The sequence below is a fragment of the Thermovenabulum gondwanense genome, from assembly GCF_001601575.1.
Taxonomy (GTDB): domain Bacteria; phylum Bacillota; class Thermosediminibacteria; order Thermosediminibacterales; family Thermosediminibacteraceae; genus Thermovenabulum; species Thermovenabulum gondwanense.
Genome location: NZ_LOHZ01000042.1, coordinates 1 through 20,227, shown reverse-complemented (window position 1 = coordinate 20,227; position 20,227 = coordinate 1). Strand labels below are relative to the sequence as shown.

Annotated in this window: 16 protein-coding genes; all 16 read right to left on the bottom strand. The window is 32.8% G+C overall.

Going from position 1 to position 20,227, the window contains the following annotated elements; genetic code table 11:
• Window positions 1-3 precede the first annotated feature (3 nt).
• The gene (pyrF, locus tag ATZ99_RS09520; protein ID WP_068749004.1) at window positions 4-723 is read right to left on the bottom strand and encodes an orotidine-5'-phosphate decarboxylase; all 720 of its coding nucleotides are present in this window, start codon (window positions 721-723) and stop codon (window positions 4-6) included.
• A gap of 1 nt (window position 724) precedes the next feature.
• Window positions 725-1,516 (bottom strand): dihydroorotate dehydrogenase electron transfer subunit, encoded by a 792-nt coding sequence (locus ATZ99_RS09515; protein WP_068749003.1) that lies wholly within the window; start codon window positions 1,514-1,516, stop codon window positions 725-727.
• Window positions 1,513-4,695: a carbamoyl-phosphate synthase large subunit gene (gene carB, locus ATZ99_RS09510; protein WP_068749002.1), complete on the bottom strand. Its 3,183-nt coding sequence runs from the start codon at window positions 4,693-4,695 to the stop codon at window positions 1,513-1,515. Before carB ends, ATZ99_RS09515 begins: the two co-directional genes overlap by 4 nt.
• Window positions 4,688-5,776: a glutamine-hydrolyzing carbamoyl-phosphate synthase small subunit gene (carA, locus tag ATZ99_RS09505; RefSeq protein ID WP_068749001.1), complete on the bottom strand. Its 1,089-nt coding sequence runs from the start codon at window positions 5,774-5,776 to the stop codon at window positions 4,688-4,690. The genes carB and carA overlap by 8 nt, the downstream gene beginning before the upstream one ends.
• Window positions 5,736-7,055: a dihydroorotase gene (locus ATZ99_RS09500; RefSeq protein WP_068749000.1), complete on the bottom strand. Its 1,320-nt coding sequence runs from the start codon at window positions 7,053-7,055 to the stop codon at window positions 5,736-5,738. The genes carA and ATZ99_RS09500 overlap by 41 nt, the downstream gene beginning before the upstream one ends.
• Window positions 7,039-7,977: an aspartate carbamoyltransferase catalytic subunit gene (locus ATZ99_RS09495; protein WP_157074750.1), complete on the bottom strand. Its 939-nt coding sequence runs from the start codon at window positions 7,975-7,977 to the stop codon at window positions 7,039-7,041. Before ATZ99_RS09495 ends, ATZ99_RS09500 begins: the two co-directional genes overlap by 17 nt.
• Window positions 7,978-8,207: 230 nt before the next feature.
• Window positions 8,208-9,173, bottom strand: coding sequence for a stage V sporulation protein K (spoVK, locus tag ATZ99_RS09490; RefSeq protein ID WP_187694844.1), 966 nt, complete (start codon window positions 9,171-9,173; stop codon window positions 8,208-8,210).
• A 129-nt stretch (window positions 9,174-9,302) separates the two neighbouring features.
• A complete protein-coding gene (gene hfq / locus ATZ99_RS09485) occupies window positions 9,303-9,557 on the bottom strand; it encodes an RNA chaperone Hfq (RefSeq protein ID WP_068748998.1) in 255 nt (84 codons plus the stop codon).
• 39 nt (window positions 9,558-9,596) lie between these two features.
• Entirely contained in the window at window positions 9,597-10,547 is a 951-nt protein-coding gene (miaA, locus tag ATZ99_RS09480; RefSeq protein ID WP_068748997.1) for a tRNA (adenosine(37)-N6)-dimethylallyltransferase MiaA, read from the bottom strand.
• On the bottom strand, window positions 10,544-12,352 hold the full coding sequence (mutL, locus tag ATZ99_RS09475; protein WP_068748996.1) for a DNA mismatch repair endonuclease MutL: 1,809 nt from the start codon (window positions 12,350-12,352) through the stop codon (window positions 10,544-10,546). Before mutL ends, miaA begins: the two co-directional genes overlap by 4 nt.
• A 12-nt stretch (window positions 12,353-12,364) precedes the next feature.
• The gene (gene mutS / locus ATZ99_RS09470; RefSeq protein WP_068748995.1) at window positions 12,365-14,947 is read right to left on the bottom strand and encodes a DNA mismatch repair protein MutS; all 2,583 of its coding nucleotides are present in this window, start codon (window positions 14,945-14,947) and stop codon (window positions 12,365-12,367) included.
• A gap of 11 nt (window positions 14,948-14,958) precedes the next feature.
• Window positions 14,959-16,290 (bottom strand): tRNA (N6-isopentenyl adenosine(37)-C2)-methylthiotransferase MiaB, encoded by a 1,332-nt coding sequence (gene miaB, locus ATZ99_RS09465; RefSeq protein ID WP_068748994.1) that lies wholly within the window; start codon window positions 16,288-16,290, stop codon window positions 14,959-14,961.
• Between the two features lie 31 nt (window positions 16,291-16,321).
• Window positions 16,322-17,065 carry a uracil-DNA glycosylase gene (locus tag ATZ99_RS09460; protein ID WP_068748993.1) on the bottom strand — a complete coding sequence of 248 codons (744 nt, stop codon included), beginning with the start codon at window positions 17,063-17,065 and terminating at the stop codon, window positions 16,322-16,324.
• A 95-nt stretch (window positions 17,066-17,160) separates the two neighbouring features.
• A complete protein-coding gene (locus tag ATZ99_RS09455) occupies window positions 17,161-18,573 on the bottom strand; it encodes a VanW family protein (protein ID WP_068748992.1) in 1,413 nt (470 codons plus the stop codon).
• A 102-nt stretch (window positions 18,574-18,675) separates the two neighbouring features.
• Window positions 18,676-20,073, bottom strand: a complete 1,398-nt coding sequence (locus tag ATZ99_RS09450) for an oxaloacetate decarboxylase subunit alpha (protein WP_068748991.1) — start codon at window positions 20,071-20,073, stop codon at window positions 18,676-18,678.
• Window positions 20,074-20,099: 26 nt separating this feature from the next.
• Window positions 20,100-20,227, bottom strand: a 128-nt coding sequence (locus ATZ99_RS12230) for a sodium ion-translocating decarboxylase subunit beta (RefSeq protein WP_187694799.1), incomplete at its 5' end; no start/stop codon positions are given.

The following is a 20,227-nucleotide window of genomic DNA, read 5'->3' as shown; positions in this document are numbered from 1 at the left end:
TCATCACTCCTGACCTAATAAATAATATAAAGCTTTTTTTGGATCTTCTGCTAATGTTATTTGTCTTCCAATCACTACATAATCAGCACCTTGATAAATAGCTTTTTTAAGGCTTGAACTACGCCTTTGATCATCACCAGGTATGTGAACGGTCCCATTCCTTATTCCAGGAGTTATTAATAATAGTTCATTTTTAAACTCTTTTTTTAAATAAGGTAATTCTAAAGGCGATGAAACAATTCCATCTATGCCTTCTTCTTTTGAAATCTTAGCAAGATTTAAAACCTCTTCTTCTAAATCTTCTTTTATGCCTATTTCAACAAGATCGTCAGTGGATAAACTTGTTAATAAAGTTACGGCTATCAGCAAGGGTCTTTTCTTATTTTTCCTTTCCGAAGATTCAATTATTGAATCTCTTGCTTCTTTTAACATTTTTCTGCCACCCAATGCATGAATTGTGGTCATAAAAATATCGTACTCCATCAAAGCATTTAAAGCTTTTTTAATAGTATTGGGAATGTCATGAAGTTTTAAGTCGAGAAATACCTGTTTGTTTTTCGAACGGATTTTTTCTATAATTTTTGGACCGCTGGATATAAAAAGCTCCAAACCTATTTTGAAAATATTAATATCATCTTTCAAAATTTCTACTATCTCTAAAGCCTTTGTTTCATCGGAAAAATCCAGTGCTACTATTACTTTATTTAAGATATTATTCTCCATTTTAACCCTCCTCAAAATCAATATCGTTGATATTAAATACCGGACCATCTCTACAGACCCTTTTATAACTCCCCTCGGATGTTTTCACGGCACACCCCAAACAGGCTCCTATTCCACAGGCCATCTTTTCTTCTAAGGACGCGTAAATTTTGCAATCTTTTAAATTTAACTTTTTTAAGCCTTTTAGCATATTTTTAGGCCCACAAGCATATAAAATGAAAGGCTTTTTTATGCTATCAAGTTTAGAAACTAACGATTCCAAAACACTCGATTTAACACCTTTACTGCCGTCATCAGTGGAAATATTTACCTTGAAGCCTGTTTCTTCAAAAACATCACTCAAAATAATTTCATCTTTTGTTTTTGCTCCTAAAAATGCAATTTTTTCTATTTTCAAATCCTTACAGTATTTTGCCAAGAAGACTAAGGGAGCCGCTCCCATACCTCCACCTAATATAACGATGCTTTTAAATTCTAAAAAATCTTTTACCATTGGAAAGCCATTTCCTAAGGGACCAGTGATGTCTAATACTTCTTTTGGCTTTTTCCTGGATAAGTATTTTGTCCCTTCTCCAACTACTTTTATACAAAAATTTATTTCCCCTTTTTCTTTATTCGTCCAGGCAAAGCTAAAAGGTCTTCTTAAAAAGGGTGTATTATCATTTATTTTTAGCATGGCAAACTGACCGGGATGTGAAAATATGGATATTTTGGGTGCATGTATTTTTAATAAATGTATATTATTGCTAATTTTTTTGTTTTCTAAAATTATTCCCTTCTCATTTATCTTCATTTTAACCCTCCGGAACAATCTATGCTTACAGGTTTTAAAGTTATTGATTGAAGAACCTTGTATAAAGCTTTTGCAGTATCCATTGAAGTAATGCAAAGTATACCGGTTTCGGTAGCAGCCCTTCTTATTTTAAATCCATCCCTTTCGGGTGCTTTCCCCTTTGTGAGGGTATTTATAACTAACTGTACCTTCCCTTCCCTTATACAATCTAAAATGTTAGGTTCTTGTTCATTCACTTTTTTAACTTTTTCCGCAGGGATTTTTGCTTTTTCAAGAGCTTTTGCTGTTCCTTCCGTAGCTATGATCGAAAAGCCCAGTTCATGAAATTTTTTTAATAAGTTAATTGCGTCTTTTTTATCTTTGTCGGCAATGGTTGCTAAAATAGTCCCCTGGCCGGATATTTTCACACCTGTGGCTAAAAACGCTTTATACAAAGCCTTTTCGAGGTTTTTATCAATTCCTATAACCTCACCGGTGGATTTCATCTCGGGACCTAAGGAAGGTTCGACCTTCTTTAGCTTTGAAAAAGAAAATACCGGCATCTTTACCGCGAATATTCCATCCTGTTTATATAGACCTCCTTTTAAACCCAATTCCTTTAAATTCTTTCCTAATGCAATCCTTGCTGCTATTTCTGCTAAAGGAATATTTGTTATTTTACTTAAAAATGGAACGGTTCTACTGGATCTGGGATTTACTTCTATGACGTAAACTTCATCTTTATCCACCACGAATTGAATGTTTATTAAACCTCGAACCTTTAAAGCTATAGATATTTTTTCAGTATAATTAATTATTTTTTCTATGGTTTCCTTTTTTAAATCTCTGGGAGGGCAAATGGCAATGCTATCTCCCGAATGAATTCCTGCCCTTTCTATATGTTCCATAATTCCGGGTATTAATACTTCTTTTCCATCCGATATTGCGTCCACTTCCACCTCTTTGCCTGAAATATATTTATCAATTAGTATAGATTTTTCCTCCGACACTTTTGTTGCTTTTGTTAGATATTCTTCGAGTTCTTCTATGCTATATATAATTTCCATTGCTCTGCCGCCCAGAACATAGGAGGGCCTTATTAATACAGGAAAACCTATTTTTGATGCCGCAAATACAGCTTCTTGTTTACTTTTCACTGCGACACCGGGAGGTCTTTTTATATCTAATTTTTCCAGTAAATTATCAAATTTTTCTCTGTCCTCGGCAATATCTATTGATTCTACGGGAGTACCGAAGATTTTTACATTTTTTCGGGCTAATTTTTCTGCTAAATTTATAGCAGTTTGACCTCCAAATTGCAGTAACACCCCATCTGGTTTTTCGTTTTCAATAACTGAAAGTACATCTTCTACATACAGGGGCTCAAAATATAACCTATCGGCTATTGTAAAATCGGTACTTACCGTTTCGGGGTTATTATTAATAATTATAGCCTTATATCCTTCTTTTTTTGCTCCGTTAATAGCGTGAACACTGCAGTAATCAAATTCTATTCCCTGCCCTATTCTAATAGGACCGGAACCTATTACCACTACTTTTTTTCCCTCTAATGGATGAGCTTCATTATCTTCACCAATACTCGAATAATAATAGGGAGTGAAGGCTTTAAATTCTCCTGCACAGGTATCTACCATTTTATAAGAGATACGGATTTTAGTTTTTTGTTTTACTTCTTCCTCATTTTTGTTTATTATTTCCGATATTAATTTATCGGGGAAGCCCATCATTTTTGCTTTATTAATTGTTTCTTCGGTGGGATTTTCTATGAGTTGTTTTTCCGCAATTACGATGTTGTTTATTTTTTCTATAAAAAAGCGATCTATTTTACTTTTCTCTGAAATTAATTCAGGGGTTAGTCCTCTTCTAAGGCCTTCAGCTATTGCGAAAATTCTTTTATCCGTTGGAATACAAATTAATTTTAAAAGTTCATCATCGCAAATATTACTGAAATCTGATATTATTAGTCCTAAATAGCCCTGTTCTAAAGACCTAATTGCCTTCATTAACGCATATTCAAAGGTTCTGCCTATTGCCATTACTTCACCTGTAGCCTTCATCTGGGTATTTAAAGTCCTATCCGCATCCTCAAATTTATCAAAGGGGAAACGAGGTAATTTTACTACAACATAATCTAAAGCCGGCTCAAAAAAGGCTGTTTTTTCGGTAATCGGATTTTTCAGCTCATCAAGGGTATAACCCAGGGCAATTTTTGCAGCTATTTTTGCGATTGGATAACCTGTGGCTTTTGATGCGAGAGCACTGGATCTTGATACTCTTGGATTAACCTCTATTACATAATATTTACCGCTTTTACTGTCGAGGGCAAATTGAATGTTACATCCTCCCTCTACTTTAAGAGCATTTATAATTTTTATTGCGGCTTTTCTTAACATATGATATTCTTTGTCACTAAGTGTAAGACTTGGTGCAACTACTATGCTGTCTCCAGTATGAACCCCAACCGGGTCAATATTTTCCATGTTACATACTGTTATACATTGACCTTTTTTGTCCCTGATTACTTCGTATTCTATTTCTTTCATACCGAGTAAGCTTTTTTCAATCAAAACCTGTTTTATCCTGCTATATAGAAGTCCTAACTTTGTAATTTCTATTAGTTCTTTTTCATTAAATGCAATTCCTCCACCTGTACCTCCCAAGGTATAAGCAGGTCTTATTACAAGAGGAAAACCATGCTTTTTTGCAAATTCTAATGCTTCGTTTTCGTTTTTTACTATCGCACTTTCCGGTACTGGTTCACCAATTTTTATCATTAAATTTTTAAAAAGCTTTCTGTCTTCCGCTTTTTTAATTGCAGTAATCGGGGTACCGAGTAATCTTACACCTTGCCTTTTAAGAATTCCTCTTTCGTAAAGTTCTGCAGCAAGATTCAATCCTGCTTGCCCACCGAGGGTGGGCAGAATTCCGTCGGGTTTTTCTATTTGTATAATTTTTTCTGCGAAATCTATATTAATTGGTTCCATGTATACCTTATCCGCTACCTTAGGGTCGGTCATAATTGTAGCGGGATTGCTGTTTAAAAGTATTACTTTTATACCTTCTTCCTTTAATGCAAGACATCCTTGGGTGCCAGAGTAGTCGAATTCAGCAGCCTGTCCGATTATTATTGGCCCCGAACCGATAATCAATACCTTTTTTAAATTTTGATCCTTAGGCATTAGCTTCCTCCTTTAAAATTAATCTGATAAATTTATCAAATAAATAATTTGTATCATTTGGACCAGGACAAGCTTCTGGATGGAATTGTACTGAAAAAATATTATAATCCGGGCATTCAATACCCTCTATAGTTTTATCATTCGCATTTATGTGAGTGATTTTAACATTCTTTTCTAAACCTTTTTCAGAAACTGCAAAACCGTGGTTTTGAGTAGTTATAAAAGCTTTTTTGATTTTTAAATCTATTACGGGATGATTAGAACCTCGATGGCCGAATTTTAACTTGTAAGTTTCACAGCCTAAAGCAAGGGACAGGAGTTGATGTCCAAGACATATACCGAAAATGGGTAATTTGCCGATAAGGTATTCAATATTTTTTATGGCAAATTGAACATTCTTTGGATCACCGGGCCCGTTAGACAAAATTAATCCGTCTAAATTTTCTTTTAAAATCTCTTTATAAGAAGTAAATGCTGGGAAAACAACCACTTCACAACCTCTATTTAATAACTCATTAATAATACCTTTTTTTACTCCAAAATCCATAACACCTATTCTTAAAGGGATTTCAGCCTGGGAGGTAGGTTTGTAAATTATCTTTTCAGAAGAGGTTACTTCTTTAATAAGATTTTCTTCAGATAAACCTGGAGCTTTTTTTACAAATTCGATAAGTTCGGATTTATTTAATTCACTTGAAATAGCTGCCTTCATAACTCCATAATTTCTAAGTTTTAAAGTGATTGCCCTTGTATCAATATTGGTTATCATTAATGTCTTATTTTTAATTAAATAATTTGTTAAATTTTCAATATCAGTAAAGGACATTTCATTTATTTCTTTTGCTATAGCACCTCTTGCGTAAATTTTTGTGGATTCTTGAAATTCATCAAACGTACCGTAATTGCCTATTAGGGGAAAAGTAAATAAAATAATTTGACCAGCATAGGAAGGGTCGGTTAAAATTTCCTGATATCCCGTCATGCCCGTTGTAAAAACCAGTTCACCGTATTTCGTTCCGCTTGAACCTACAGCAATCCCTTCATATACCGAACCGTCTTCCAGTGCTAACAAAGCTTTCATAATAGTCCTCCCTATAAATTTCTTTACCTCTTACAATAGTCCTGATTGCTTTACCCTTTAGTTTATAACCATTAAAGGGTGTATTTTTACCTTTGGATAAAAATTCTTTATTATTGACTACCCATTCCAAATCCGGGTCAATAATTGTAATATCAGCATAATCTCCCTTTTTTAACCTGCCTCCATTAATGTTCAATATTTTTGCAGGGTTCAGGGACATTTTTTCTACCATTTGAGCATAAGATATAATCCCTTTTGATACCAATCTGTCAATAATTATTCCTAAGGATGTTTCTATACCAGATATTCCAAAAGGAGCATATTCGAATTCCATTTCTTTTTCTTCCTTAGTATGGGGGGCGTGGTCTGAGGCAATACAATCTATTGTTCCATCCCTTAATCCCTCTAACAGAGCTTCTATATCCTCCAAGGTTCTTAAAGGCGGGTTTACCTTTGCAAAGGTATTGTATTCTTCTACCATATCTTCTGTTAATATTAGATGATGGGGGGTTACCTCACAGGTTACATTAATTCCAGATTCCTTGGCTCTTCTTATGATTTCTACCGATCCTTTTGTACTTACATGAGCAATATGAATTTTAGAATTGGTTTCCTTTGCAAGGATTACATCCCTTGCGACCATTATCTCTTCGGCCGATGACGGAATTCCTGTTAGACCCAATTTAAAGCTCATATAGCCCTCATTTATCTGACCGCCTTCGGATAGACTTAAATCCTCACAGTGATCTATTATTACTTTATCAAACCCTTTTGCGTATTGAAGGGCTCTTCTCATTAATGCACCATTCGAAATTGGATTACCATCATCCGAAAATGCTACAGCTCCTTGTTCACACATCTTTCCAATTTCAGAAAGTTCCTGTCCCAATCTTCCTTTAGTAACACATCCTATAGGATATAACCTTATTAGGTCATATTCTTTGGCTCTATCAATCACATACTTAATCAAATAGGGATTATCTAATGGAGGATTTGTGTTGGGCATACAGGCTACGGCGGTAAAACCACCTTTTGCAGCAGCAAGCATCCCCGTTTTAATATCTTCTTTTTTTTCAAAACCGGGTTCCCGAAAATGTACATGCATATCTATCAACCCAGGGGTAATTATTTTTCCGGAAAGATCTTCCACATCTGCATCGGATATCGTTAAATTTACGTCTATAGCTGCTATTTTTTCACCCTCGATTAATAGATCAAAAATATCATCAATTCCTTGAAATGGGTCTATAACCCTTGCATTTTTAAACAGCTTTTTCATACTCATTACCTCCTATGAGAAGATTTAAAACCGCCATTCTAATGGCCACACCATTTGTAACCTGTTCGCCAATACAGGACTTTTCTCCATCCATTACTTCAGAAGTAAGTTCAACTTCTCTATTGACAGGACCAGGGTGTAACAGTAACACGTTCGGTTTAGCTAAATTTAACACCGTTGAATTGATTCCATAATATTTGGCATATTCACCGGTACTGGGAAATAAATTCTTTTTTTGTCGCTCCAATTGTAATCTAAGCCCCATTACCACATCTGCTTCTTTTACGGCTTCCTTTACATTGTAACTAATTATTGCGCCAAACTTTTTGGCTGCTTCAGGAACTAATGTAGAAGGACCTGCTACAAATACTTTTGCTCCCATTTTGGAAAACCCTATTAAATTTGATTTAGCTACTCTGCTGTGAGCGATATCCCCAATTATCGCGATTTTTAAGTCCTTAAGAGTTCCTTTGTATTCCATAACAGTCATCATATCTAGTAAAGCCTGGGTAGGATGTTCGTGCATTCCATCTCCTGCATTAATTACAGGAAGATTTATATATTTTTTTAAATACATTGGAGTACCTGAAACATTATGTCTTATAATTACAGCGTCAATTCCCATGGCAGTTAAAGTCGAGACGGTATCTTTTAATGTTTCTCCTTTTTGTACGCTGCTTCCCTGAGTGGTAAAATTTATTACATTTGCGCCAAGGTATTTTGCAGCTAACTCAAAGGAATTTTTTGTTCTGGTGCTGGGTTCGTAGAATAAATTAACTACTGATTTTCCTTTAAGTGCGGATAATTTTTTAATATTTTTTCTGATGCAGTCTTTGTAAAAAAAAGCCAGTTCCAATATTTTTTCAATTTCTTCTCTTTCTAAATGTTCAATACCCAGCAGCCCGTAGTTTTTAAACATAATATATTCCTCCTTAAAAAAATCCCTATGCCGTGAGGCATAGGGATTTTTTTTAGAATATTATTAATCTACAACGGATTTAGGCAAAAAAAAAGCCCTCCTCCGTCAGGCAGAGAAAGGCTTTTTTCCTTCTATCTTTTCGCCTCACCTTACCAGCCTCACGGGACCAGTTTAAAGGTGACTATTTATTTATAATGATTATAACATGAATATAAACGATGTCAAGTTTTTTTTTAATAATCCTCTAAGGGTAAAATATCCTCAGGTTTTATTAATATTAAATCTTCTTTGGAGATTTTTTTTTGGTTGATTAGTCTTAAAGCCTGTTTTCTGATGGCTTTTTCAAGCAGATTTCTCACCAGTCTTGCGTTTCCTAATTTATCAAAGTAAATGGATTTTTTGCTGTCTAAAAGTATATATTTTAATTTTTCAATAGCTTCAGGTGTAAATTTGTATTGTCTTTTTTCAGCCATTAAAATTGCAATTTGTATTAGTTCTTCTAAGGTATAATCCGGGAATTCTATTTGGATTGGAAATCTTGATCGAAGGCCGGGATTCGTTCTTAAAAACCAATCCATTTCATCCTTGTAACCTGCAAGTATAACTATTAAATTGTCTTTATAATCTTCCATAGCTTTTACCAGAGTATCTATTGCTTCTTTTCCAAAATCTTTTTCTCCTCCTCTTGCAAGAGAGTAAGCTTCGTCTATAAATAAAATTCCTCCTATAGCTTTTTTGATTTGTTCTCTTGTTTTTTGTGCTGTATGTCCTATATATTCTCCCACGAGGTCAGCTCTTTCTACTTCGACAAGATGTCCTTTTTGGAGAATTTCCATTTCTTTAAACATTTTTCCTATTAGTCTTGCTACGGTAGTTTTACCGGTACCGGGACTACCTTTGAATATCATGTGTAGAACTAAAGGTTCAGCAATCAAATCTTCTTTTTTTCGCCTTTTTTGGATTTCCACGAAAGCATGTAATTCTTTAACCAGTTGTTTTACTGCGGTCAACCCTACCAAACTATCCAGTTCATTTAATACTTCTTTAACCTTTTCTTCCTTATTTCTTTTTAATTCGTTTTTTTTAATTTCCATTTCCTTTAATAACGATAGTGCATCGAGCGGAGAGAGGGACCCGTTAGAAACCATATTTAATATATCATTGCAATCTTTATAAATTGGATTTTTTATTTCTAACATGATTTTCACCTTAAAATTTTTAAAATTAACCCTTAGAGATATAATATGACAAATACAAAGTAGTTGATACAAATAAGTTAAAATTAAAAACTTCCGGGTGAATTTCCCGGAAGTTTTTTCACGAGTTTATTATTCTTCCTGTTTTTTTTCAGTATTGTTGTTATTGGTAAAGGATACGGGTTTCTGAGGAGAAATGGTAGAGACGGCATGTTTATAAATTAACATCTGCTTACCTTCGGAATCTAAAACCACAGTAAAGTTATCGAAACCTTTCACATGACCTTTTATTTGAAAACCATTTATGAGATAGATCGTTACTGCTATGTTCTCCTTCCTTACTTGATTTAAAAAAGCATCCTGAATATTAATTTGATTTTTTGACATTCTATGTCCCCCTTCATATTTATATCTACAGAATATATTCTAATAATTTTTTAATTTTCCTTCAACTGTTAAAACAATATATTGGATAATTTTTTCTTTTCCTTCCATAGAAACGTCTAACCAAATTATATCTTTATTTTTTTTGAACCATGTATACTGGCGTTTGGCGTAATGTCTGGTATCCCGTTGAATTTTATAAATTGCTTCTTCTAACGAAGCTTTACCTTCTAAATACTCAATAATTTCTTTATACCCCAAGCCTTTCATTGAATTCAACTCTTTTGAATATCCCATTTTTAATAAGTTTTTAACCTCTTCTATTAACCCATCTTCTATCATCTTTAAAACTCTATTATTTATCCTTTCATATAATTCCTCCCTTGGTCTGGTAAGACCAAAAATAATTAAATCATAAGGACTTTCTTTTTTGTCATTTTCGTTTTCAAATAATGAAAAAGGTTTTCCAGTTCTGTAATATACTTCCAAGGCCCTTATCATTCTTTTTCTATTGTTCTTATGAATTTTTTCCGCAGATTTCGGATCGACCTCCTTTAAAATATTATATAAATATTCATTTCCGTTTTTCTCTGCTAAAAGGTTTAACTCTCTTCTTAATTCCTCATCTTTATGAAAATCAGAAAAAGAGTAATTATAACATACTGCGTTTATGTATAATCCTGTTCCACCGGAAAGTATAGGTATTTTATTTCTTTTTGTAATTTCTTCAATAGCTTTTTCTGCTAAGTACTTATAATCTGCAACTGTAAATTCCTGATCAGGATTTACTATATCTATTAAGTGATGGGGAATACCATTTTTTTCTTCTTCGGTCGGTTTTGCTGTGCCAATGTTCATATATCTATAAATTTGCATAGAGTCTGCAGAAATTATTTCCCCATCAATTATTTTTGCTACTTCAATTGCTATTTCGGTTTTCCCCACAGCAGTAGGTCCGACAATTACCAGCAATAGTTTTTTATCTTTTTTCAAGAAATAACCCTCTTGAACTTTTTTTCTAATTCGTATAAAGAAAAGGAAATAATCGTAGGCCTGCCGTGGGGACAATTATATGGATTTTCAGTTTCAAATAGCATTTTAATAAGTTTATTCATTTCTTCAATACTTAGAATTTCATCAGCTTTTATAGCGGCATGACATGCTAAGGATGCCGCAATTTTATTTTTATCTTTCGGAAAATTTTCTTCCCGCAATTCATCAAGAATTTCTTTTATGTAGGAAGGATCCTTAGGAATTCCAAAGGTAAAGGGAATAGCTCGTATTATTATGGAATTGTTATCAAATATATCTAAATCGAATCCGTTTTTTTTAAAAATATCTATGGCATCTTTGAAAAATTCCATTTCCGAATGGGTCAGTTTTAAAACGTGCGGAACAACGAGTTCCTGAATAACAAAACATTTTGAATAGGTAAGATACATTTCATACAAAATCCTTTCATGGGCCGCATGTTGATCAAGGATATAAAGATTATTATCATCCACAAAAATAATATAAGTATTAAATATCTGACCTATTACTTTAAAATTATTGGTAGAGGTTTCTTTTGATAAACTTTTATTTACAACTTCATTTTTTATTATTTCTGCTGTACTATAAAATTCACTAAATTCTTTAATATATTGGTTAACCTCATTTACTTTTTTTTCTATTTTATCCTCAAAATTACAGAAATATTCCCTATTAATGGAATTAATTTTATTTTCAACAGCTGGATTGTTTAAAAAATCTATCCTTTCTTCTTTTATAAAATTTTTATTAATTGAAATTTTTTCCTTGGGAATCAAAACATCGCCTCTTAATGCCTCTTTTATCATCAGTAATAGCGCTTCGTAAATTTTATATTCATCTTTAAATTTTATTTCAGTTTTTGAAGGGTGTACATTTACGTCCACATAAGATTCGTCGATGTTAATAAATATTATTGCAACAGGGAATTTACCTGCAGGCAAAAAGGGCGAATAACCTTTTTCCAGAAATAAAGATAGATTTTTATCTTTGATATATCTTCCGTTCACAAAAAATATCTCATAGGATCGATTATTTCTCGAAAATTGAGGTGGTAATAAATAAGCTTTTATTTTCAAAATGCCATAGTGTTTTTCAACTTCTATCAGATTTTTTGCTTCTTCAAAATCATAAATTTTAGCAAAAACTTCTTTTATGTTTCCATTGCCCGAAGTAGTGAAAATTTCCCTTCCATCTATAATGAGTTTAAAAGAAATTTCAGGATGCCCTAAGGCATATTTTGATATTATTTCCGAAATATAGGCTGATTCCTTTGAAGAAGATTTCAAAAATTTTAATCGCGCCGGGGTATTGAAAAATAAATCTTCTACAATGATGGTGCACCCTTCTTTTGATAGAGCTTCATCAAAATATTCAACTTTTCCTCCCGTAACAATACATTTGGTTCCAATATTTTCTTCCTTAGTCCTGGTAATCATGGTTACTCTTGAAACCGAAGCAATACTTGGTAATGCCTCACCTCTAAATCCAAGGGTTTTTACAGCAAAAATATCATCAAGTTTGGATATTTTGCTGGTAGCATGCCTTTCAAATGCCAGAAGTACATCTTCAGATGCTATCCCTTGTCCATCATCTAAAACTTTTATAAGCTTTTTCCCGCCATCTTTAATTTCTATTAAAATATTTTTAGCATTTGCATCAATGGAATTTTCAATTAGCTCTTTAACTACCGATGCAGGTCTTTCTATCACTTCTCCTGCTGCAATTTTTTGTGCCACATCTTCACTTAGCACTTTTATCTTACCCATTTTCTCTTCCCCTCACAAAATCTCCATTTTCAATTTGTAAAGAAAATTTAAAGCTTCTAATGGCGTCATAGTGTTAATATCTATATCTCTTAATTTTTGAATAATAGTTTCATTCTTAATTTTCTCTAAATCCAATTGAGAATCTTCATTATCATTTTCCGGTAATCCCGAATTGTTTACATAAGATTTTTCTGGTAAACTTTTCTCAAGATTTTTTAATAACTCGCTGGCTCTTTTTATCAAACTTTTTGGCAGTCCTGCTAATTTTGCTACTTCTATTCCGTAACTTTTATCTGCTTCTCCCGGAATAATTTTTCTTAAAAATAATATTTCATCTCCTTTTTCTTTTACAGTAACTTTATAATTTTTTATTCCGAAAAGTTCTTTAAGTTTTGTAATTTCATGATAATGTGTGGCAAATAAGGTTTTAGCTTTTACATTTTTATGAATGTACTCCACCACAGCCCATGCAATGCTTAAACCATCATAAGTGCTTGTACCCCTTCCAACTTCGTCAAGTATTATTAAACTTTTAGGTGTTGCATTTTTTAATATATTTGCAACCTCCATCATTTCTACCATAAAAGTACTCTGGCCGTAGGCCAAATTATCGTAAGCGCCAATTCTTGTAAATATTCTATCTACTATTCCGATTATTGCTTTTTTTGCAGGTACGAAACTTCCAATTTGAGACATTAGCACAATTAATGCTACCTGACGTAAATATGTTGATTTTCCTGCCATATTTGGACCGGTAATTATTGAAATCATTGAGTCCTTGCAGTTTATATACGTATCGTTGGGAATAAAAAGATCGTTTTTTAAGGTTAATTCAACTACAGGATGTCTACCTTCAATAATGACAATTTCGTTACCGGTAGTAATTTCAGGTTTTACGTAGTTATTATCTCTTGCAACCTGAGCAAAAGACAAAAGAACATCTAACGTGGCTATTGAAAGAGCGCTGGTTTTAAAACGGTTAATGTTTTTTAAAAGTTCCTTTTTTATTTCACAGAACATTTTGTACTCAAGTTCCATAAGTTTTTCTTCAGCACCGAGTATCATTTCTTCATATTCTTTTAATTGTTCGGTAATATATCTTTCTGCATTAGCAAGGGTTTGCTTTCTTATATAGTCCTCGGGTACTAGATTTAAATTGGCTTTAGTAATTTCTATATAATATCCAAAAACTTTATTATAACCTACTTTTAAAGACTTTATACCCGTTCTTTCTCTTTCTTTTGCTTCAAATTCTGCGATAAAATCTTTTCCTTTAAAGGCAATTTTCCTAAGTTTATCTATGTTTTCATCAAAGCCGTCCTTAATTATATTCCCTTCTTTTACTGACAGAGGAGGATCCTCATTTATTGCCCTATCTAATAAGTCAAAAATATCGTGTAGACTATCCAATTGTTTTTCTAAAGATCTTATAAGTTTTGAAGAAAAATCTTTTATCAAATTTTTTATTCGGGGAAAACGAGATATAGTATTTTTTATGGCCAGCAAATCTCTTGCGTTTACATTGCCGCATACTAATTTTCCAGTAAGTCTTTCCAAATCGTATATATTCTTTAGTTCATTTTTTAATTCCTCTCTTTTAAAGAAGTTTTCAAATAATTCTTCGACCGCATCCAGCCTTTCCTTTATTTTTATGGGATCAATCAAAGGTTGTTCAATCCATTTTCTTAGTAACCTTGCTCCCATGGCAGTCTGAGTTTTATCTAACACCCAAAAAAGACTCCCCTGTCTTTTTCTTTCAAAAAGAGATTCGGTTAGTTCAAGGCTTCTTTTTGTATTAGCATCCAGTATCATATACTCCGATGGTTCGTAGTATCTAATATTATTAAAATGCTGTAATTGCTGCATCTGAGTTTCAATTAAAAATTTTAGGCAGGCACAGGATGCTTTTAGTGAAAAAGGCCTGCCTTCTAAGGCTTTTAAAGAGTCCACATCAAAATTATTTGAAAGCAAAGTAAAATCCACATCAAAATAGTTCTCTTCTTTTAAAGTAAGAGTACAATGATTGGCATCAAAATAATTCTTCTTTAAAATAGTAGTATTTAAGATTTCATCATTAACAATGCATTCAGTAGGAGAAAATTTATATAATTCATTGATTACTTCTTGAAAATTATCTTCAGCAGATATTTCGGTAGTTATAAATTCCCCGGTTAATATGTCGGCAAAAGCCAAACCAAATTTATTTTCAGATTTGTAAATTGTACATAGGTAATTATTCTTTTTTTCGTCTAAGAAGTTTATATCCGTTACTGTACCCGGTGTAATAATTTTTACTACTTCTCTTTTAACAATGTTTCTGGCAAGTTTAGGATCCTCCATTTGTTCGCAAATAGCAATTTTATAGCCTTTATCAATAAGTTTTGCTATATATTGATCTGCTGCATGGTAGGGTATTCCAGCCATGGGCACCTTATTTTCTGAATCCCTTGAAGTGAGTGCTATTTCTAATTCTCTTGATGCTGTAAAAGCGTCTTCAAAAAACATTTCGTAAAAATCGCCCAATCTAAAAAATAGTATATAATCTTTATATTTCTCTTTAATCTCTTTATATTGTTTTATCATTGGAGTTTCCATATTAAAATAATTTAACCCCCTTGAAAGTTATAAAGCTCTCCAAACAAGGAAAAAGTATGAGGTTCCACAATTTTTACCATTACAAGTTGACCGATTAAGCTTTCCGAACCCTTAAAATTTACTATTTTATTTGTCCTGGTTCTTCCAGTTAATTTACCTTTATCTTTTTTAGAATAGCCTTCAACGAGCACTTCCACTAACTTTTCTTTCATCTGCTCATTTTTCTTAGCAGATATAGAATCCTGAAGTTTCATTAATCTTTCCAATCTATCTTTTTTTACTTCTTCCTCTACTTGATTTTCCATTTCAGCAGCTGGTGTTCCCTTTCTTTTTGAATACATAAACATAAATGCTTGATCGTACTGAACTTTTTGAACAATATCGAGAGTGTCTAAAAAATCTTCTTCGGTTTCTCCTGGAAATCCTACAATAATATCGGTAGATATTGCAATTTCTGGAATCTCGTCCCTTAATTTTTGAATTAGTTCTAAATAATGTTCTCTGGTGTAATTTCTATTCATTAATTTTAATATTTTATTACTACCCGCCTGAATTGGAAGATGAATATGTTCGCAAATTTTTTCTAAATCTCGCATGGCAAATATGAGTTCATTACTTAAATCCTTGGGATGGGAAGTGGTAAATCTAATTCTCTCAATTCCTTTGATTTTGTTCAATTCATAAAGTAATTGGGCAAAAGTGATCCTTTCATCCAATAAATCTTTTCCATAAGAGTTAACATTCTGGCCTAAAAGGTTTATTTCCTTAACTCCTTTTTCTGCAAGAGATTTAACTTCATTAATAATATCTGCGGGCTTTCTGCTCCGTTCCCTTCCTCTTACATAAGGAACGATACAATAGGTGCAAAAATTATTACAACCATAAGTAATGGTAACCCAGGCTTTTATATTATCCTCCCTTAAATAGGGCAATCCTTCCTCCAGCCATGTTTCATTTTCAATGGTTTCAACAATAGTATAGTTTGAATAGTTTACGGTTTCTATTAGTTGAGGTAGTTTGCTGACATTATGAATTCCAAAAATAATATCAACAAATGGATATTTATCTTTGATAAAATCAACCACATGAGGTTGCTGTATCATGCAACCGGTGATGGCTATGATCATATTTGGCTTATTTTGCTTCAATGGTTTCAATTGTCCTAAACGACCGTAAACCTTTTGTTCAGCGGTTTCTCTTACACTGCATGTATTTAATATCAGTATATCAGCATCTTTTATTCCTTCTGCAGGAACATATCCCATCTTTTCGAGCATACCCGATATAACCTCGGAATCATGTACGTTCATTTGACATCCCCAGGTAATAACCTTATATTTCACTAAAAAGATCACTCCTTCTGTAAGTATGTTGCTAATTTAATAACTCTTTAAGTTTTAAAAAGGCATTCTTAAAGTCAGAATAAATCTCTTTTTTAGTAGTTTCAAGCCTTTCTCCTCTTTGTCTTAAAATATAAGCTGGATGATATGTGGGCATAATCCAATAATTTTTTTCTTTTATCCAAATACCTCTCATTTTAGTAATACTTTGCTCGGGTCTAAAAAATTTTAATGGAGTAGAACCTAAGGTTATGATTACTTTCGGTGAAATAAACTCTAATTCTAAATTTAATATTTCTGAACATGCTTTTACTTCATTAACGTAGGGAGTTCTATTTTTCGGAGGTCTGCACTTAACTACATTAGTAATATATATACGATTTCTATCGACATTAAACTTGCTGAGCAAGGTGTTTAACAATTGGCCGGCTCGTCCTACAAAAGGCTTACCCAATTTATCTTCTTCTTCTCCCGGTCCTTCTCCTATTAAAACAATAGGAGAAGAAAAGTTACCATCTCCGGCTACTTTTTGTGTGTGACATTCAGCAAAACAGAGGGAACAATTTCTGCATTCAATAAGATAATCTTTTATTTTTTTATAAATAAAATCTTTCATTATTTTTGCCGTTTCATTTTTTTCCTTTAATTTTTCCAGAATATCATCATAGGTTTGAAATTGAAGTCCAAATTCTTTTTGAAGGGACAAAAGAATTTCAATTTTTTTTGTAAGCTTAACCTCTCTCCCGTTAAAGGTTTTTATTATTTCGTTCAATTCCATTTTATTCTCCCCCGATTTCTCAACTGATATTATAACAATTTATAAAGCGATTGAAAATAAAAAAATAACCTCTAACGAGGTCATTTTATAAATAATTATTGATTTACCGCATTAATATCTAATAAATCATTAGTATTGTTTTCGACTGAGGGATCTTCTTTATCTATATATTGATTTAGGCTTGAAATAGGCTTTTTACCTACATATTCGATCGTATTTAATGGTTTATAAGTATCTATAGAAACTAATTTTTTTTCAATTCTATCCTGATAATTTATTATTTTCCATACCTTTACTTTGCAACCCGGTCTTCCTTCTTCTATTCGTGTTTTACCTAACTCCAAATTATTATCTATTTTTTGTATTTTCCCGGGAGGAAAAGTGTTAACTATTTCAGAAATGATATCTATTTTTTTATTGAATTTTTCATTGCTAAAAAATTTCATTACAAGATTATTTCCAATTATTTCAGTAGATAATACCAAATAACCTCCCGTGCTGTTTTTAAATTTTAAATCTAATATACCATAGCTTACGGTTGCATCTCTTCCTGGAGGGACATAACCTACCGGCATAGAGTGATGGTGCCTTTCGATTACCTCTAAATCTGCGAGGAGAACCAAATTATAAAGGGTAGTGGAAATTTGACATACACCTCCACCCGTTCCCTGGATGACCTCATTATTGAAATATATCGGTGCATCTGTATAACCTTTTTCCTTCGTCCTTTCTCCAACGGTTTCGTTAAAGGAAAAAACCTCAGTTGGAGCAATAATTATCCCGTTTAAAATTTCAGAAGCTAATTTGATATTATTTATCCTATCTTTTTGATTTAAATTAAATCTGGTTGAAAAGGATGCTATTTCATATTTAATATTCATATTTTTTAATTTTTCTTTTGTATAAAAAGGTTTTATTTTTTTTAATGGTAGATCAATTATAATTTCATCATCGAATATTTTATTTGAAATCATTGTTTTTAAAAGTTCCTTATCTATTTCGGTACCTTCCTTTTCATCTATTATTTGAAGTTTGTTTTGTCTAAATGTAAATCGTGCGTTTTGAGGTAAGGTGCAGATTTCCTTTTCTATTTTGGTAATGATACTTTGAAGATTTTGCTCGTTAATGGCGTAGTTCAAAGGAATAATCGTTACTTTTCTTTTATTAAATTTGTCTAAATAAAAGGATTTTAAAAAAAATTCTTCTTTCTTTATAAGTAAAGCCTCTTTTATGCTTTTCTCGGGATTAAATATAATTAGTTCTCCTACTGTAATTTCGTATTTCTTGTTATTATATCTGAATATTATTTTTTGATCATTTTTTTCTTCTATATAAGATTGAATTTTTAAAGATGCATCTTCTTTTCTCAATTTACTTACATCTATAGGACCTATACGCACATTATACGGAAGAATATCATTATTTTGCTGATATATGAAAATTAAAATAATGACAAAAAATACCAATATTATACATAAAAGCAGGATGATAAAAAAATTCTTTCTCATAAAACCACCTTCCAATGCATCCTACTTTTATGTATAATAATGCCCTCTTAAAAAAATGATTGAATTATTAAAATGGAAAAGCCCCTATAATAGGGGCCATTTTTATACAGGATAGTATTTAAATTTATTATCTTCAACAAGAAGATTGGAATCGTATTTATATTTGCCTGCTTCTCTTTCCTGAAAAAACTTTAATGCTATTTGAGGAAATAAGGCATAGGTTAATACATCTTCCTCTTTTTCTATAAATCCTGAAATTGCTTCAAAATCCTTTTCCAATTCTGGCTCCAATAAATCGGCAGGTCTGCAATCAATAGGCTCTTCATCACCTATAATTTTCTTTTTAATTTCCGGATTTACTTCACCCGGCGGTTTACCGTAATAACCTTTAATGTAATTCTTGACTTCATTAATTACAACCTTATATCTTTCTCCAGTTATAACATTTATTACTGCCTGTGTACCGACAATTTGACTGGTAGGGGTTACAAGAGGAGGATAACCCAAATCCTCCCTCACCCTCGGCACTTCTTTCAATACTTCGGGGAGTTTATTCAGAGCATTTTGCTGCTTTAACTGACTGGTAAGGTTTGAAATCATTCCTCCAGGTATCTGATAGTTTAAGACTGCAGTATCAATGATTGTAACTACACTGTCTATTTTGTAATTTTCTCTAACTTTTTTAAAATAATCTGAAATAGAGGATAAAAGTTCCAAATCAAGGCCGGTATCAAACTCGGTATCTTTTAACACCGCTACCATTGTCTCTGTTGGAGGCTGTGAAGTTCCAAGAGCAAAGGGGGAAAGAGCAGTATCAACTATGTCAGCCCCTGCTTCAATAGCTTTTAAATATGCCATAGAAGCCATCCCGCTGGTATAGTGACTGTGGATTTGAATTGGCAAGGCTATTTCTTCTCTTAGTTTTTTAACTAATTCATATGCGTTATAAGGTGTAAGAAGTCCTGCCATATCTTTTATACACAATGAATCTATGCCCAGGGCCACTAATCTTTTTGCTATATCTATGTAATATTCCAGATTGTGCACGGGACTAATTGTATAAACGATGGTACCCTGTGCATGAGCTTTATATTTTTTCGTGGCTTCTATAGCTTTTTCCATATTTCTTATATCATTAAGAGCATCAAAAATTCTAATAATACTTATACCGTTTTCTATTGATTTTTTAACAAAAAGTTCTACTACGTCATCGGGGTAATGATGATACCCCAGGAGATTTTGTCCCCTTAAAAGCATCTGTAATGGGGTTTTTTTGATTTTTTCCCGTAAAAGCCTCAATCTTATCCATGGATCTTCGTTTAAATATCTAAGACAACTATCAAAGGTAGCTCCTCCCCATGCTTCAAGAGAGTGGTAACCTACTTCATCCAATTTTTCAGCAACCGTTAGCATCTCATCGGTTCTCATTCTGGTGGCAATGAGGGATTGGTGAGCATCCCTTAAAATAGTATCCGTTATGCCGATTTTTTTCTTTTGCAATCGACATACTCCTTTCCCAATTTAGTTTATCCGTAAAGGGAAAGCAACACACCTGCAACTATTGCAGTACCAATAACCCCGGCTACATTTGGTCCCATGGCATGCATTAATATGAAATTGCCCGGTTTTTCTTCTTGAGCTACAACCTGGGCTA